17 protein-coding genes are annotated in these 16992 nt (G+C 64.5%); 16 read left to right on the plus strand and 1 reads right to left on the minus strand.

From position 1 onward, the window contains the following. Positions 1-11: 11 nt before the first annotated feature. Entirely contained in the window at positions 12-1118 is a 1107-nt protein-coding gene (locus KUV81_RS00520; protein WP_222541886.1) for a methyltransferase, read from the minus strand. 40 nt (positions 1119-1158) lie between these two features. Between KUV81_RS00520 and KUV81_RS00525 the strand changes: the two genes are divergently transcribed. The 16 genes from KUV81_RS00525 (at position 1159) to dinB (ending at position 16794) form a co-directional block, all read left to right on the plus strand. Beyond that, positions 1159-1743 (plus strand): alpha-ketoglutarate-dependent dioxygenase AlkB family protein, encoded by a 585-nt coding sequence (locus tag KUV81_RS00525; RefSeq protein ID WP_222541887.1) that lies wholly within the window; start codon positions 1159-1161, stop codon positions 1741-1743. 54 nt (positions 1744-1797) lie between these two features. Then, positions 1798-2094, plus strand: a complete 297-nt coding sequence (locus KUV81_RS00530; RefSeq protein ID WP_222541888.1) for a BolA family protein — start codon at positions 1798-1800, stop codon at positions 2092-2094. 78 nt (positions 2095-2172) lie between these two features. Beyond that, positions 2173-2688 carry a TRAP transporter small permease subunit gene (locus KUV81_RS00535; protein WP_222541889.1) on the plus strand — a complete coding sequence of 172 codons (516 nt, stop codon included), beginning with the start codon at positions 2173-2175 and terminating at the stop codon, positions 2686-2688. Then, on the plus strand, positions 2685-4049 hold the full coding sequence (locus tag KUV81_RS00540; RefSeq protein WP_222541890.1) for a TRAP transporter large permease subunit: 1365 nt from the start codon (positions 2685-2687) through the stop codon (positions 4047-4049). Before KUV81_RS00535 ends, KUV81_RS00540 begins: the two co-directional genes overlap by 4 nt. 16 nt (positions 4050-4065) lie before the next feature. Next, positions 4066-5157 carry a TRAP transporter substrate-binding protein gene (locus KUV81_RS00545; protein WP_222541891.1) on the plus strand — a complete coding sequence of 364 codons (1092 nt, stop codon included), beginning with the start codon at positions 4066-4068 and terminating at the stop codon, positions 5155-5157. A gap of 73 nt (positions 5158-5230) precedes the next feature. Next, positions 5231-5740 carry an S-ribosylhomocysteine lyase gene (luxS, locus tag KUV81_RS00550; RefSeq protein WP_222541892.1) on the plus strand — a complete coding sequence of 170 codons (510 nt, stop codon included), beginning with the start codon at positions 5231-5233 and terminating at the stop codon, positions 5738-5740. Between the two features lie 514 nt (positions 5741-6254). Further along, complete coding sequence (locus KUV81_RS00555; RefSeq protein WP_222541893.1) at positions 6255-7595, plus strand: Na(+)-translocating NADH-quinone reductase subunit A; 1341 nt, start codon at positions 6255-6257, stop codon at positions 7593-7595. Next, the gene (locus tag KUV81_RS00560; RefSeq protein WP_222541894.1) at positions 7595-8821 is read left to right on the plus strand and encodes an NADH:ubiquinone reductase (Na(+)-transporting) subunit B; all 1227 of its coding nucleotides are present in this window, start codon (positions 7595-7597) and stop codon (positions 8819-8821) included. Before KUV81_RS00555 ends, KUV81_RS00560 begins: the two co-directional genes overlap by 1 nt. Then, on the plus strand, positions 8814-9593 hold the full coding sequence (locus tag KUV81_RS00565) for a Na(+)-translocating NADH-quinone reductase subunit C (RefSeq protein ID WP_222541895.1): 780 nt from the start codon (positions 8814-8816) through the stop codon (positions 9591-9593). Before KUV81_RS00560 ends, KUV81_RS00565 begins: the two co-directional genes overlap by 8 nt. Beyond that, a complete protein-coding gene (locus KUV81_RS00570) occupies positions 9586-10215 on the plus strand; it encodes an NADH:ubiquinone reductase (Na(+)-transporting) subunit D (RefSeq protein ID WP_222541896.1) in 630 nt (209 codons plus the stop codon). Before KUV81_RS00565 ends, KUV81_RS00570 begins: the two co-directional genes overlap by 8 nt. A 9-nt stretch (positions 10216-10224) precedes the next feature. Then, positions 10225-10833, plus strand: coding sequence for an NADH:ubiquinone reductase (Na(+)-transporting) subunit E (nqrE, locus tag KUV81_RS00575; protein WP_222541897.1), 609 nt, complete (start codon positions 10225-10227; stop codon positions 10831-10833). Positions 10834-10867: 34 nt separating this feature from the next. Continuing rightward, complete coding sequence (nqrF, locus tag KUV81_RS00580; RefSeq protein ID WP_222541898.1) at positions 10868-12091, plus strand: NADH:ubiquinone reductase (Na(+)-transporting) subunit F; 1224 nt, start codon at positions 10868-10870, stop codon at positions 12089-12091. Positions 12092-12123: 32 nt separating this feature from the next. Next, on the plus strand, positions 12124-13149 hold the full coding sequence (locus tag KUV81_RS00585; RefSeq protein ID WP_222541899.1) for an FAD:protein FMN transferase: 1026 nt from the start codon (positions 12124-12126) through the stop codon (positions 13147-13149). Then, on the plus strand, positions 13146-13379 hold the full coding sequence (nqrM, locus tag KUV81_RS00590; RefSeq protein ID WP_222541900.1) for a (Na+)-NQR maturation NqrM: 234 nt from the start codon (positions 13146-13148) through the stop codon (positions 13377-13379). The genes KUV81_RS00585 and nqrM overlap by 4 nt, the downstream gene beginning before the upstream one ends. A gap of 173 nt (positions 13380-13552) precedes the next feature. Next, a complete protein-coding gene (locus tag KUV81_RS00595) occupies positions 13553-15553 on the plus strand; it encodes a methyl-accepting chemotaxis protein (protein WP_222541901.1) in 2001 nt (666 codons plus the stop codon). 167 nt (positions 15554-15720) lie between these two features. Then, entirely contained in the window at positions 15721-16794 is a 1074-nt protein-coding gene (gene dinB / locus KUV81_RS00600) for a DNA polymerase IV (RefSeq protein ID WP_222541902.1), read from the plus strand. Positions 16795-16992: the final 198 nt, after the last annotated feature.

Below are 16992 nucleotides of genomic sequence, written 5' to 3' on the forward strand. Positions count from 1 at the left end.
CTCGGGAACGTTCAACGCTTTTGGGCCTCCAGCACCACAAACTTGGCGTTGGCGGCCACCGTGGTGCAGCCGCCGAACAGGCGGGTCAGCTTGATGTGGTAGCCCAGGTGCCGGTTGCCGACGATGCGCAATCGGCCACCGGTCTTGAGCACCCGCTTGGCGTCGCGGAACATCTGCCAGGCGATGTGATCGGTGATCGCCTGCTGCTGGTGAAAGGGCGGGTTGCACAGCACCCAGTCCGCCTGGCCGCCCTCGACGCCGCTGAGGCAATCGTTCCACAGCAGCTCGATGCGCGACGGATCCGCCAGGGGCGTCAGATTCTGACGACAGGACTGGATGGCGTCCCAGGACTCGTCCACCGCCAGCACCCGCGCCTCGGGGTTGGCCTGCAACAGGCCCATGGAGAGCACGCCGTTGCCGCAGCCCAGATCCACTACCAGACCCTGGGTGCTGGGCAGGGACTTGAGCAGCAGCCGCGCCCCCAGGTCCAGCCGGCTACCGCCGTAGACGTTGGGGTGGTTGTGCACCGTCAGGCCCAGCTCCGGACAGGGCCAGCTGACCACCTGGGGCAGATCGCTGCTGCGCCCGCTGAGCTGGCCGTAGACCAGACGGGCCTTCTTGACCGCCCGGGAGGGGTGCACCTGGTCCAGCAACTGGCGGGTCAAATCCGGCAACGTGGAGGGCATGTCCCGCTGGCGGGCACCGATCACCACCGGGGTGCCCGCCGGCAGCTGGCGGTTGAGCCAGTCCAGCTGGGCGGTGAGCAGGCGCAGGTTACGGGGCAGCTTGAGGATCACCCCCACCGGGGCCGGCCAGGCCGGGTCCGGGGTGGGGGCGGTGTGCTCCAGCGGGTCAAGCTGGTTCAGTTCCAGGTTCTGGGCCAGGGCCTGGTGGGCGACAAAGCTGTCGTTAACCCAACAGAGGGAACGCTCCTGCAGGCGCAGGCCGCAGCCCAGGGCGCCGAAGTGGTCGTTCAGCACCCACAGGGGGCCGTCCGCCAACTGGTGTGCCGACAGCAGCAGCTCGTCCGCCGCGTCCCAGGCCTGCAGCGGATCCTGGGGTTGGGGCGGGTAGCGCTCGAGGCGCAGTTCGGTGTCGTTGACGGTAAACTGGGTCATGGGGACTCGTTGTCGATGCAAAGGGAAAATTTTCGCAAAAATGATCAACGCTGAACAGAGTATTACCGATGATAGCGGCCGTGTGTTGGCCCGTTACTGGCCCCAGTGGCTGGCCCCCTCGGAGAGTGAACGCCTGGGCCCGGTGCTGGCGGCGTTGCCCTGGCAGCAGCCCCAGGTGCGGATCTTCGGGCGCACCCACCCCATTCCCCGCCAGCAGTGCTACCTGGGGGCCCCGAATTGTCACTACCGCTACTCCGGGCTGCTGCTGGCCCCGGAGCCGGTGCCGCCGGTCATTGCGGCGCTGATGACCCGGCTGGCGCCCCTGGGCACCGAGTTCAACGCGGTGCTGGTGAACCGCTACCGGGACGGACAGGACCGCATGGGCTGGCACAAGGACGACGAGCCGGAGCTGGATCCCCAGTTGGCGATCCTCTCCCTGGGCGCCAGCCGTCGGCTGCGTCTGAGGTTCGAACCCAAGGACAGCCGGGCGGTGGAGCTGGCTCACGGCAGCCTGTTGTGGCTGGCCCCGGGGGTCTACCACAGCCTGCCCGCCACCGCCCGGGCCAAGTCGGAGCGGGTCAGCCTCACCTTTCGGCGGGTGACGCCGGGTTTCCACCTGCCTTGAGCCCCGGGGTCAGACCCGGTATAACAGCGCAAACCGCGAATCAAGGAGTGCCCCATGAGCATGCATGCCACCATCGAAACCAAGGTGCGCGACGCCTTTGCCCCCAGTCACCTGGAGGTGCTGAACGAGAGCCATATGCACCGCGGCCCCGCCGAAGAGAGCCACTTCAAGCTGGTGCTGGTCAGTGAGGCCTTCGAGGGGCAGCGTCTGCTGGCCCGTCACCGTGCGGTCAACGCCGTGCTGGCCGAGGAGCTGGCCGGCAGTCTGCATGCCCTGGCGCTGCACACCTACACCCCGGCGGAGTGGGCTGAACAGCAGTCAGCGCCCCGCACCCCCAGCTGCCTGGGATAGGTCGTCGCACCAAGGGCGTATCTTTCGCTCCCGGGATTTGTTATCAAAAGGTAAACAAAGCTTTAGGTAACGGATCCCATGACGGTAATCCGATCCGCTCAACGGGGGATTGAGCGTTTCAGCCAGGCCCTGGGCTGGCTCTGCGGCCTGTTGATGCTGGTGATGCTGCTGCTGGCGGTGCTGGTGGTGGTGTTGCGCTACGGCCTGGCCTCCGGCTCCATCGCCCTGCAGGAGGGGGTGCTCTACCTCCACGGCGCCCTCTTTACCCTGGGCGCCGGCTTCACCCTCAAACACAACGCCCACGTCCGGGTGGACATCTTCTACCGCAACTGGTCGGCCCGGCGCCGGGCCTGGGTGGACCTGTTGGGCACCCTGTTGCTGCTCTTGCCCTTTTTGCTGTTCATCGGCTGGCAGAGCTGGGGCTACGTGAGCGCCAGCTGGGTTCGGATGGAGGGCTCGGTGGAGGCCGGGGGACTGCCCCTGGTGTACCTGCAAAAATCCCTGATCCTGGCGCTGGTGGTGACCCTGGGGCTGCAAGCCCTGGCGGAGATCGCCCGCGCCCTGGCGGTGCTGCGCGGGGAGGCCGAGTCATGATGGCCCTGGTGCTCTTCCTCTGCGTCTGCCTGGTGCTGCTCAGCGGCTTTCCCGTGGCCTTTGCCCTGGGGGGCACCGCCCTCTGGTTTGCCCTGATCGGCTCCGCCACCGGCCACCTCGACGCCGCCTTCCTCGGTGCCCTGCCCAATCGCCTCTACGGCATCATCAACAACCAGACCCTGATGGCGGTGCCCCTGTTTGTGCTGATGGGGGTGATCCTGGAGCGTTCACGCCAGGCGGAACAACTGCTGGACGCCATGGGCAAGCTGTTCGGCCGGGTGCGGGCGGGGATGGCGATCTCGGTGATGCTGGTGGGGGTGCTGCTGGCGGCCAGCACCGGCATCGTCGGCGCCACCGTGGTCACCATGGGGCTGCTCTCCTTGCCGGCCATGCTCAAGCGCGGCTACCACCCGGCCTTTGCCTCCGGGGCGATCTGCGCCACCGGCACCCTGGGCCAGATCATCCCCCCCTCCATCGCCCTGGTGCTGCTGGGAGACGTGCTCTCCTCCGCCTACCAGCAGGCGCAGCTGAAGATGGGGATCTTCTCCCCCCGCACGGTGTCGGTGGGGGATCTCTTTGCCGGGGCGCTGATCCCCGGTCTGGTGCTGGTGGGGCTCTACATACTCTACACCCTGGTGCTCTCCTGGCGCCGGCCGGATCTCTTCGCTCCCGCCACGCCCACCCGCCTGGATCTGGCCTTCCTGAAAACGCTGCTCAAGGCATTGGTGCCACCTATTTCCCTGATCTTATTGGTTTTAGGGTCTATTCTCATGGGATTGGCGACCCCCACCGAGGCGGCCGCGGTGGGGGCTTTCGGCGCCCTGGCCCTGGCCCTGGTACGCCGAAGCCTGGACTGGCCGGCACTGATGTCGGCGCTGCAGGAGTCGGTGCGGGTCACCGCCATGGTGTTCATGATCCTGTTCGGTGCGGCGCTGTTCTCCCTGGTGTTTCGGGGCCTGGGTGGCGAGACCCTGATTCACAGTGCGCTGTCGGATCTGCCCGGCGGGGTGATCGGCGCCACCCTGGTGGTGATGACGGTGATCTTCCTGCTGGGGTTCATTCTCGATTTCATCGAGATCACTTTCGTGGTGGTGCCCATGGTGGCGCCCACCCTGTTAATGCTGGGGCTGGACCCGGTGTGGCTGGGGATCATGCTGGGACTTAACCTGCAGACCTCCTTCCTCACCCCGCCATTCGGGTTCGCCCTGTTTTACTTGCGTGGCGTGGCGCCGCCGGAGCTGGACAGCGCCACCCTGTACCGGGGCGTCGCCCCCTTTATTGCCCTGCAGATCCTGATGATGTTGTTGCTGGCGCTGTGGCCTGAGTTGGCCACCTGGCTGCCGGAACGGATCTACGGCTAACCACTAGGAGACCAAGATGAAACGGATAGCCTGCAGTCTGCTGTTGACCACCCTGACCCTGATGGGGTGCCAGCCGGCCCCCCAGGGGGACGCCCAGGCCCCCGCGGCCGAACCCCAGCAAACCCACCAGTGGAAACTGGTGACCTCCTGGCCCAAGAACTTCCCCGGCCTGGGGATGGCCCCGGAACGCTTCGCCGAAAAGGTCAACGCCATGTCTGGCGGTCGCCTGACGGTCACCGTCTACGGCGCCGGCGATCTGGTGCCGGCCTTCGAGGTGTTCGACGCGGTCAGCCAGGGCACCGCCGAAATGGGCCACAGCGCCGCCTACTACTGGAAGGGCAAGGCGCCGGCCACCCAGATCTTCACCTCCATCCCCTTTGGCATGAACGCCCAGGAGATGAACGGCTGGCTCAACTACGGCGGGGGCATGGCCCTGTGGCGGGAGGTGTACGCCCCCTTTGGCATCATCCCCCTGGTGGGGGGCAATACCGGCGTCCAGATGGGCGGCTGGTTTAACAAGGAGATCAACAGCATCGACGATCTCCAGGGGCTCAAGATGCGCCTGCCGGGGCTGGGGGGCGAGGTGCTTTCCCGGGTCGGTGGCGTGCCGGTGGCCCTGCCGGGCCGCGAGCTGTTCACCGCCCTGCAGACCGGCGCCATCGACGCCACCGAGTGGGTCGGCCCCTACAATGACCTGGCCTTTGGCCTCTATAAGGCCGCCAAGTTCTACTATTACCCCGGTTGGCACGAGCCTGGCACCACCCTGGAGTTTTTGATCAACCAGGCCGCCTACGAGAGCCTGCCGGCGGATCTGCAGGCCATCGTCGAGACCGCCGCCCAGGCGGTGAACCAGGACATGCTGGACGAGTACACCACCCGCAACATCGCCGCGCTGGACACCCTGGTGAACGAGCATGGGGTGGAGCTGCGCCAGTGGCCGGAGGAGGTGATCCTGGCCCTGCGGGAGGCCAACGCCGAGGTGATGGCGGAGCAGGTGGCCACGGATCCCATGATGAAGAAGGTGTATGAGCACTACCGGGCCTACCAGGCCGGGGTAGGGCGCTACCACAGCATCTCCGAGGAAGCCTACAACGCCATCCGCCGCTGAACCATTGACCCCGCCGCACCGGCGGGGTTACCTTTTGCCCAGCGGATGGATAGACGTATAGAAGGAGATCGCCATGCCCCTGTTAGACAGCTTTACCGTGGACCACACCCGGATGGAAGCCCCGGCGGTGCGGGTGGCCAAGACCATGGCCACCCCCAAGGGGGACACCATCACGGTGTTTGATCTGCGGTTTTGCCTGCCCAACGCCGAGATCCTGAGCGAGAAGGGGATCCACACCCTGGAGCACCTGTTCGCCGGCTTTATGCGCGACCACCTCAATGGCGACGGGGTGGAGATCATCGACATCTCCCCCATGGGCTGCCGCACCGGCTTCTACATGAGCCTGGTTGGCACCCCGGACGAGGCCCAGGTGGCCGGCGCCTGGCGGGCCAGCATGGAGGATGTGCTCCAGGTGGCGGATCAGAGCCAGATCCCGGAGCTCAACGAGTACCAGTGCGGCACCGCTGCCATGCACTCCCTGGCGGAGGCCCAACAGATCGCCCGCGGGATCCTGGAGCGGGGCATCGGGGTGAACCGCAACGACGTGCTCACCTTGAGTCCGGAGCAGCTTAAAGGTTTGTGACTCAAGCGATTTTGAAAAGGCGCCCCTGGGGCGCCTTTTTTGATCCTGGACCTGCGGATGAGGACGTCGCCCCGGGGCGGTGCCGGGAAGGGAAAAAGGGGCTTTTCGGACCCCTGTGAGGCAGCGGCGGCCCAAGGGCTCATTTTGACCGATTTTGATTCGAAAATGGGCCTGAATCGGCCTCACCTATTGCCACTGGCTTCTGTGAGCTGCTTCGGCTGTTTGGCCCGTTAGGAGTGAAAAAGGCTGCCCAAGTGGTGCAAAAGTGGTCAATTGGCCGCGAATTTCGGCGACTAACTTGTCGCCACTAAAGGTAAGGCCATTTTTCATGGCAGCCCCTGGGCCTTTGCGGTATGATGCGCCCGAGTCGCCGTGACGCAGGTCGCAATTATTGGGATTTTTTGCGCCACCGGGTGTCCAGCGACGTAAGTGAGAACGATGTCAAGAAAGCCGCCGGGCTGTGATGCCGAAACGGCGACGAGATGGACTTCCCAGACAAAGCAGTGCAGTGAGTATGATTACAATAAAACAAGGATTGGACCTGCCCCTGACCGGCGGTCCAGAACAAGTAATCCAGGATGGTCCCGCCATCGCTCGCGTTGCGATCCTGGGTGAAGAGTATATTGGCATGCGCCCCACCATGTCCGTTCGTGAGGGGGATCGCGTTAAGAAAGGCCAGGTGATCTTCGAAGATAAGAAGAATCCCGGCGTCCAATATACCGCCTTCGCCAGCGGGGTTATCAGCGCAATCAATCGAGGCGCCAAGCGGGTGCTCCAGTCCGTGGTCATCGACGTAGACGGTGACGAGGCGGAGCAGTTCGCCAAGTACGACGCCGCCGAACTGGCCTCCCTGGAGCGTCAGGCCGTGCAGGACAACCTGGTGGCCAGCGGTCTGTGGACCGCCCTGCGGACTCGCCCCTTCAGCAAAGTGCCCGCCCTGGACAGCGTCCCGGCGGGCATTTTTGTGACCGCCATCGACAGCAACCCGCTGGCGGCGGACCCCAAGGTGGTGATCGCCGAACAGGCCGAGGCCTTCGCCCACGGGCTGACCGTGCTGACCAAGCTGACCGACGGTCAGCTGTACCTGTGCGGCGCCGGTGACACCCTGCCGGGCGCAGAGCTCGACGGCGTGGAGAGCCACCAGTTTGCTGGCCCCCACCCGGCCGGCCTGCCGGGCACCCACATCCACACCCTGCTGCCGGCCAGTGCCACCCGCACCGTCTGGCACATCGGCTACCAGGACGTCATCGCCGTCGGCAAGCTGTTCACCACCGGTGAGCTGTTCACCGATCGCGTGGTGGCCCTGGCGGGTCCCTCCGTGGTCAAGCCGCGCCTGGTCCGCAGCCGCCTCGGTGCCGATGTGGTTCAGCTGACCCAGGGCGAGCTGAACCACAGCCACGTTCGAGCCATCTCCGGCTCCGTGCTGTCCGGCACCAACGCTCAGGGGCCCCACGCCTTCCTGGGCCGTTACCACAACCAGGTAACCGTGCTGGCGGAAGGGGACGAGAAGGAGCTGTTTGGCTGGGTGCTGCCCGGTGCCAACAAGTTCTCCTTCACCCGCACCTTCCTGTCCCACTTCAGCCCCGGCAAGCTGTTCAACATGACCACCAGCACCGGCGGTTCCGACCGCGCCATGGTGCCGATCGGCAACTACGAGCGGGTCATGCCGCTGGACATTCTGCCCACCCTGCTGCTGCGGGATCTCATCGCCCGGGACACCGACAACGCCCAGAAGCTGGGTGCCCTGGAGCTGGATGAGGAAGATCTGGCCCTGTGCACCTTCGTCTGCCCCGGCAAGTACGACTATGGCCAAGAGCTGCGCAGCTGCCTTGAGATCATCGAGAGGGAAGGCTAATGAGTCTGAAGCAATTTATTGAGCGTATTGAGCCCGACTTCGAGAAGGGCGGGAAATACGAGAAGTGGTATGCGCTCTATGAAGCGGCCGCCACCATCCTCTACACCCCGGGCAAAACCACCCGAGGTGCCACCCACGTCCGTGACAACATCGACCTGAAGCGGATGATGATCACCGTCTGGCTGTGCACCTTCCCGGCGATGTTCTTCGGCATGTACAACGTCGGTTGGCAGGCCCAGGCCGCGCTGGCCGCCGGCTTCGGCACCCCCGACGTCTGGCAGGTCGCCCTGTTCGAACTGCTCGGCGGCAGCCTGAGCGCCGAGTCCGGTGTGCTGGGCCTGATGTTCTACGGCGCCTGTTTCTTCCTGCCCATCTACGCGGTGACCTTCGCCGTCGGGGGCTTCTGGGAGGTGCTGTTCGCCTCGGTGCGCAAGCACGAAGTGAACGAAGGCTTCTTCGTGACCTCGGTGCTGTTTGCCCTGACCCTGCCCGCCACCATTCCGCTGTGGCAGGTGGCCCTGGGCATCACCTTCGGTGTGGTCGTGGCCAAGGAGCTGTTCGGTGGCACCGGTCGCAACTTCCTGAACCCCGCCCTGGCCGGCCGTGCCTTCCTGTTCTTCGCCTACCCGGCGCAGATCTCCGGTGACGCCGTTTGGGTGGTGGCCGATGGCTTCTCCGGCGCCACCATGCTGGGTCAGGCCGCCGCGGGCACCGTGGAGTTCGCCAACTACGCCTGGTACGCCGCCTTCTCCGATCCGGCCTGGCAGGACGCCTTCTTCGGCTTCATCCAGGGTTCCGTTGGTGAGACCAGCACTCTGGCGCTGGCCATTGGTGGCCTGGCCATCATGTACACCCGCATCGCCGCCTGGCGCATCGTGCTGGGTGTGATGGTCGGGATGATCGCCATGTCCGCCCTGTTCAACCTGATTGGCTCCGACACCAACCCCATGTTCCACCTGCCGTGGACCTGGCACCTGGTGCTGGGGGGCTTCGCCTTCGGCATGTTCTTTATGGCCACCGATCCGGTCTCCGCCTCCTTTACCAACCAGGGTAAGTGGGCCTACGGCCTGTTGATCGGCGTCATGGTGGTGCTGATCCGGGTGGTGAACCCCGCGTTCCCCGAGGGGATGATGCTGGCGATTCTGTTCGCCAACCTGTGGGCGCCGCTGTTTGACCACTTCGTGGCGCAGTCCAACATCAAGCGGAGACTGGCACGCAATGTCTAAGAATAACGATACCTTCGGTAAAACCCTGGGCGTGGTGATCGGCCTCTGCCTGGTGTGCTCCCTGGTGGTTTCCTCCGCGGCGGTGGCCCTCAAGCCCCTGCAGGAACGCAACAAGGCGGAAGACACCCAGCGCTACATCCTGGAAGCGGCGGGCATGCTGGACAAGATTGACGGCGGCATCCAGGCCACCTTCAAGCGTTACATCGACGCCCGCGTCATCGACTTCGCCACCGGCGAGTTCGATACCGAGATTGACCCCCTGACCTACGACCAGCGCAAGGCTGCCCGTGAAACCGCCACCTCCACGGTGCCGGCCAACGACATCGCCTCCATCAAGCGCCGGGCGGACAAGGGTCTGGTCTACCTGGTCAACGACCAAAGTGGTGCCCTGGAAACCGTCATCCTGCCGATCCACGGCTACGGCCTGTGGTCCACCATGTACGCCTTCGTGGCCCTGGAGCCCGACTTCAACACCGTCAAGGCGCTGGTGTACTACGACCAGGGGGAAACCCCGGGTCTGGGCGCCGAGGTGGAAAACGCACGCTGGAAAGCCCAGTGGGTCGGCAAGCAACTGTTTGACGCCAACGGCGACATCGCCATCAAGGTGGTCAAAGGCGGTGCCCGCGAAGGTGACATCCACGGCGTGGATGGCCTCTCCGGTGCCACCCTGACCAGCAACGGTGTCCAGAACAGCCTCGACTTCTGGATGGGTGAAGAAGGCTACGCCGCCTTCCTGGCCAAGGCCCGCAAAGGAGAGCTGAACAATGGCTGAGAAATCCTTGAAAGAGGTCCTGGTCGGACCGATCTTCGGCAACAACCCCATTGCCCTGCAGGTGCTGGGTGTCTGTTCCGCCCTGGCGGTGACCACCAAGATGGAAACCTCCGCCGTAATGACGATGGCGCTGATCTTCGTGACCGCCTTCTCCAACCTGTTCATCTCGCTGATGCGCCACCACATCCCCGGCAGCGTGCGGATCATCGTCCAGATGACCGTCATCGCCTCCCTGGTGATCGTGGTGGACCAGGTGCTCAAGGCCTACGCCTATGACATCTCCAAGCAGCTGGCGGTGTTCGTTGGTCTTATCATCACCAACTGCATCGTGATGGGCCGCGCCGAGGCCTTCGCCATGAAGAGTCCGCCGCTGGTGAGCTTCGTGGACGGCATCGGTAACGGCCTGGGTTACGGCTTCATCCTGCTGACCGTGGGTTTCTTCCGCGAGCTGTTCGGCTCCGGCACCCTGTTCGGCGTGGAGATCCTGGCCAAGGCCTCCGAAGGCGGCTGGTACGAGCCCAACGGCCTGATGCTGCTGGCCCCCAGCGCCTTCTTCCTGATTGGCTTCATCATCTGGGCCCTGCGCACCTGGAAGCCGGATCAGGTTGAGCCCAAGGAGTAAGGAGCGAACATGGAACATTACATTAGCCTGCTGGTGCGGGCGATCTTCATTGAAAACATGGCCCTCTCCTTCTTCCTGGGGATGTGCACCTTCCTGGCGGTGTCCAAGAAGGTCACCACCGCCATGGGCCTGGGCGTGGCCGTTATCGTGGTACTGACCCTGGCGGTACCGGTCAACCAGGTGATCTACACCAACATCCTGGCGCCGGGCGCCCTCAAGTGGGCCGGCCTGCCGGACGCGGACCTGAGCTTCCTGCAGTTCATCACCTTTATCGGGGTGATCGCCGCACTGGTTCAGATCCTGGAGATGACCCTGGATAAGTACTTCCCGCCGCTGTACAACGCGCTGGGGATCTTCCTGCCGCTCATCACCGTGAACTGCGCCATCTTCGGGGCCGTCTCCTTTATGGCGCAAAAGGACTACAGCTTCGGCGAGTCCGTGGTCTACGGCTTCGGCGCCGGCCTGGGCTGGGCCATTGCGCTGGTCTTGCTGGCGGGGCTGCGTGAAAAGATGAAGTACTCCGATGTGCCGGACGGCCTGCGTGGCCTGGGCATCACCTTCATCACCGCGGGCCTGATGGCCTTGGGCTTCATGTCCTTCTCCGGGGTGTCGCTGTAAGCGGCCGTCGCATAGGAAGTAAAAGGATAAGTCGATGGAAATTGTACTCGGCGTAGGAATGTTTACCGCGATTGTGACCGTGCTGGTGCTGGTGATTTTGTTCGCCAAATCCAAGCTGGTGGCCAGCGGTGACGTTCAGATCAGCATCAACGGCGATCCCGACAAGGGGATCATCACCAACCCCGGCGACAAACTGCTGGGCAGCCTCGCCAACAACGGCGTCTTCATCTCCTCCGCCTGTGGTGGCGGCGGCTCCTGCGGCCAGTGCCGCGTCAAGGTGAAATCCGGTGGCGGCGACATCCTGCCCACGGAGCTGGACCACATCACCAAGCGTGAAGCCCGCGACGGCTGCCGTCTGGCCTGCCAGGTGGCGGTGAAGAGCGACATGGATATCGAACTGCCCGAAGAGGTGTTCGGCATCAAGAAGTGGGAGTGCACCGTTATCTCCAACGATAACAAGGCCACTTTCATTAAGGAGCTCAAGCTTGGGATCCCCGAGGGCGAGTCCGTGCCTTTCCGGGCCGGTGGTTACATCCAGATCGAGGCCCCGGCGCACCACGTCAAATACAAGGATTTTGACATCCCGGAAGAGTACCGTCCGGACTGGGAGCGCTTCGGTTTCTTCAATCTGGAATCCAAGGTGGATGACGAAACCATCCGTGCCTACTCCATGGCGAACTACCCCGAAGAGCACGGCATCATCATGCTCAACGTGCGGATCGCCACTCCGCCGCCGAACAACCTGTCCCTGCCCTGCGGTAAGATGTCCTCCTACATCTGGAGCCTCAAGGCCGGCGACAAGGTGACCATCTCCGGGCCCTTCGGTGAGTTCTTCGCCAAGGAGACCGATGCCGAGATGGTGTTTATTGGCGGTGGTGCCGGCATGGCGCCCATGCGCTCGCACATCTTCGATCAGCTCAAGCGCCTGAACTCCAAGCGTAAGATCAGCTTCTGGTACGGTGCCCGTTCTAAGCGCGAAATGTTCTATGTGGAAGATTTCGACGGCCTGGCGGCGGAGAACGACAACTTCCAGTGGCATGTGGCCCTGTCCGATCCTCAGCCCGAGGACAACTGGGACGGCTACACCGGCTTCATCCACAACGTGCTGTTTGAGCATTACCTCAAGAACCACGAAGCGCCGGAAGATTGTGAGTTCTACATGTGTGGTCCGCCGGTGATGAACGCCGCCGTGATCAACATGCTCAAGGACCTGGGCGTGGAAGAAGAGAACATCCTGCTGGATGACTTCGGCGGCTGATCGGCCCATCGAGAATGAATAGAGGGTTCACGTTGTACCGAACCACACTGCAATGGCTGGCCCCACTGGGGCTGGCCCTTTTGCTCTTAGGCTGCACCCCGGCGCAGGAGGTGATCTCCATCCAGGGCCGCACCATGGGCACCACTTACCACATCTCCTGGGTTCAGCCGGCCAAGCCGGTGGAGAAGCTGACCCTTCAGGCGGCCATCGACACCCGTCTGGAGCAGGTCAACGACTCCATGTCCACCTGGCGCCCGGACTCGCTCATCAGCCAGTTTAACCGCCACCAGTTCACCACCCCCATGCGGGTCGACTCCGACTTCGTCCGGGTGGTGCGCGAAGGGGTGCGCCTGGCTGAGCTGACCGACGGGGCGCTGGACGTCACCGTGGGCCCGCTGGTCAACCTCTGGGGCTTCGGCCCGGACGGTCGAATCGAGTCGGCCCCCAGTGCCGAGGCGATCCGCGAGGCCCAGGCCCGGGTCGGGGTGAGCCACCTGGTCCTGGACGGCCATTTCCTGCGCAAGGATCGGCCGGACATCTACCTGGATCTCTCCGCCATCGCCAAGGGCTACGGCGTTGACGTGGTTGCACAGGTGCTGGAAGATAGGGGCATCCACGACTACCTGGTTGAGGTGGGCGGTGAGCTGCGACTCAAGGGGGTCAAGCCCGACGGCCAGCGCTGGCGCATCGCCGTGGAGCAGCCGGACGAGTCGGGTCGGGAAGTTTTCAAGGTGATCGAGCCGGGTGAGATGGCGGTGGCCACCTCGGGGGACTACCGCAATTTCTTCGAAGAGGACGGCCGTCGCTTCTCCCACCTGATCGATCCCCGCACCGGGGAGCCGGTCAACACCCGCCTGGCTTCGGCCACGGTACTGGCCCCCTCGTCGATGACCGCGGACGGCCTGGCCACCGCCTTCATTGTCATGGGCACCGAAGCGTCCCTGGCCCTGGCGGAGCGCCAGAACCTGCCGGTGATGCTGATTGAGAAATCGGAGCAGGGGTACCAGGTGTACTACTCCTCCACCTTTAAGCCTTACTTGTTGGAGTCCAATCCATGAGTACCTTTATCGCCACCTTCGGCTTTATGTTGTTGCTGTTTGGCCTGATGTCGGTGGGTTACCTGGTCAAGAAAAAATCGATCAGTGGCTCCTGCGGTGGCCTGGCCGGGGTCGGCATCGACAAAGAGTGCGACTGCCCCGAGCCCTGCGACAAACGCAAGGCCAAGATGGCCAAAGAAGCGGCGGAAGCCGAGCGCCGAGAACGCCTGGTCCAGCACCGCATCATCTGATGCCCCCCTCTTATCCACGCGGCCTTCGGGCCGCGTTTTTCGTTTCGCCGCCCCCGTCCGCAGTCCCCTCCTCCTTCTCGTTGTTTTTTCTAAATTAGTCGGTATTTTGTTATCAAAGCGTTGCGCATGACGCCGATAACGATAAGACACAGACAGGGTTTTGGGAGAGAGGGATGGAGTTCCTACGTCGTTCCATCACGCGACAGCTGGTGGCCGCCATCGGTGGCAGCGTGTTCGCGATATTGTTGCTGGCCAGCGTGGTGCTGGTCATGAAAACCGCCGATCAGACCCGGGCCGAAGTGGCCCAAGAGGTCAGCCAGATGGTCAAACGGCAAAGCACCGCGGTCACCGGCTTTTTCGAGTCCCGTGGCCAGGTGATCCACAGCGTCTTCGCCAATCCCCAGGTGGTGGACTTCTTCCGCGATTACGACAGTCGCGGTGGCAGCCTGGCGGGGAACGCCGACTACCCCAAGGTAGTGGAGTACTTCCGCTTCTTCTCCGACAACGACAGCAGCATCAAGAGCGTCTTCTTCGGCAGCGAGAACACCCACGAGTACTTCGATCTCAATGGTCGCTACGAGGGGGATCCCAACTACTACACCGCCAAGCGCCCCTGGTGGGGCGAAGCCATCGCCCAGGGTCGGCTGTTCGTCGGGGATCCGGCGGTGGACGCCAATGACGGCTCCATCTCCGCCACCATCAAGCTGCCCCTCTACCAGGAGGGACGCTTTCTCGGCATCGGCGGCATGGACATCCTGATCTCCACCATCGGCGCCCAGCTGCTCTCCGAGGTGCGCTACCAGGACCAGGGTCAGGCGTTTCTGGTGACCGAACAGGGCAAGCTGGTGTTCTTCCCCGGCTTCAGCGACGCCTTCCCCCCCGGCTCCCCCATGGCGGAGGTGGATGGCCACTTCGCCGACACCCAGGGTTTCGGTGCCCTGGCCGCCGCCCTCAAGCAGGCCCCCGCGGGGCAGTCCGAGGTGCAGTTCCAGGGTCAGAGCATGGTGGTGAACTGGGAGAGCGTCTCCAGCGACTACCCCCATCTGCGCTGGCAGCTGGGCTTGATGCTGCCGGAGTCGGTGATCGCCGAGCAGGTGGCGGACGCCGCCTGGTCCACCGCCTGGGGCAGCATCGGCTTCACCCTGCTGCTGTCCGCCCTGGTGTGGGTGTTGCTGCTGCCGCTGCGCACCCAGCTGAATCGTCTGCTGGGGGCGATGGAGGAGATCGCCGACGGCGATGCCGATCTGCGCCGCCGCATCGAGCTGGACCGCATCGACGAGTTCGGCCGACTGGGCACCGCCTTTAACCGGTTTGCCGAGCGGGTCCACGGCCTGGTTCGCCAGACCGCCAACATGACCAGCTCGGTCACCTCCGCCAGTCGCAACGCCACCGGGGTGTGGCAGCAGACCATGCAGGCCATTGAGGACCAGAAGCTGGAGATCGATCAGGTCTCCACCGCCACCACCGAGATGGCCCAGACCAGCCACGAGATGGCCGAAGCGGCCAGCCGGGTCAGCGATCACGCCGAGTCCGCCCAGCGCCGGGTGGGACGGGCCGCCGATGAGGTGGTGGCGGCCACCGAGGGGCTGCAGAGGTTGAATCAGCAGGTGCAAAGCGCCGCCAACGTGGTGGCGGACCTGCGGGCCAACTCCGAGCAGATCGGCGAGGTGCTCAGTGTCATCCGCACCATCGCTGAGCAGACCAACCTGCTGGCGCTCAACGCCGCCATCGAGGCGGCACGGGCCGGGGAGCAGGGCCGCGGTTTTGCCGTGGTGGCGGACGAGGTGCGCACCCTGGCCTCCCGCACCCAGGACTCCACCGCCAACATCCAGCAGATCATCGAGCGGCTGCAGCACGCCTCCGAGGCGGCGGAGCAGGCGATGCAGGACAGCTGCGACGAGGCCCAGAACAGCGAGGAGATCAGCGACAAGATCCGTCAGGCCCTGGGCCGCGCCAACGAGGCGGTGAGCGGGATCCAGGGGCAGATCCATGAGATCAGCGCCGCGGTCAGCCAGCAGGCGACGGTGGCGGAGGAGATCGACGCCAAGGTGATCCGGGTGCGGGAGCTGTCCGACACCACCGCCCAGGCCTCCGAGGCCCTGGAGGGCGCCGTGGGTGAGATGACCTCCTCCGCCCGGGAGATCGGCGTGCAGCTGGAGCAGTTCAAGGTCTGAGTTGCCGGCCGCACCCACAAAAAGGGGGCCCTGGGGCCCCCTTTTTGTGGGTGCGGCGCGATTTATTGGTGCGGCGCGATGCTGGAGCTGGACTGGTCCGTTTGCCCCACCCGGGGGCTGTGGTACCATGGTAACTGGATATATATACAGTTATCGGGCAACCGGCAATGACCGACGCGGCCAGCCCCGGCCAAACGGGGCGCAAGATCATTCACGTGGACATGGACTGCTTCTACGCCGCGGTGGAGATGCGGGACAATCCGGCCTACCGGGGCAAACCCCTGGCGGTGGGCGGGGCGGCGGACTCCCGCGGGGTGATCGCCACCTGCAACTACGAGGCGCGGGCCTTCGGTGTGCGCTCCGCCATGGCCAGCAGCGAAGCCAAGCGCCGCTGCCCAGAGCTTATCCTGGTGCGCGGCCGCATGGCGGTGTACAAGGCGGTCTCGGCCCAGATCCGCGCCATCTTCGAGCGCTACACCGACCTGATTGAGCCCCTCTCCCTGGACGAAGCCTACCTGGACGTCACTCAATGCACCGCCTGTCGGGGCAGCGCGACGCTGATCGCCGAGGCGATCCGGGCAGAGATCTTGGCGGAAACCGGCCTCACCGCCTCGGCAGGCATCGCCCCCAACAAGTTCCTCGCCAAGATCGCCTCCGATGAGAACAAGCCCAACGGCCAGTGCGTGATCCCTCCGGGCCGGACCGCCGAGTTCGCCGCCGGCCTGGCGCTGCGCAAGATCCCCGGGGTGGGCCCCAAGACCGCCGAGCGCCTGGCGGCGCGGGGGCTGCACCAGGGGGCGGACCTGCTCAAGCACAGCCCACAAGAGCTGGCGCAGTGGCTGGGCAAGTTCGGTCCGGTGCTGCACCAGCGGGCCCAGGGGATCGATCCCCGCCCGGTGCAGCCCCACCGGGAGCGCAAGTCCGTAGGGGTGGAGACCACCCTGGCGGAGGATCTGGTGGACGCCGGCGCCTGCCAGCGGGTGCTGGACGGCTTGCTGCCGGAGCTGACGCGGCGACTCAATGGCCGGGCCTACAAGGGGGTGCAGGTGAAACTGAAGTTCCACGATTTTCAGCAAACCACCCTGGCTCAGCAGGCCACCGGGCTGGACCCGGTGCAGCTGGACGCCATGGTGGAGGCGGCCTTCGCCCGGGGGGCGGGACGCCGGGTGCGCCTGGTGGGGGTCAGCGTCACCCTGGCCTCGGAGTGCACCCGCGAACAGCTGACGTTGGGACTCGGCTGAACATTCAGTTTAACTTGCTATTTATTCTGCACTTTATTGGCAAAAGCCACTGCGGTGAGCGGCTTTGGGCAGCGACCCTAACGCCGATGCCGCTGAAATTGAATACTTATGTTGCGCAACTGTTGTTTTGTTGATCGGGATCAACGGGCGATCCGCCGGTTCGGCCTAGTCTGAAATTGAGGCCCCGTCGCCAGCAGA

It is taken from the genome of Ferrimonas balearica (assembly GCF_019802085.1).
GTDB lineage: Bacteria > Pseudomonadota > Gammaproteobacteria > Enterobacterales > Shewanellaceae > Ferrimonas > Ferrimonas balearica_B.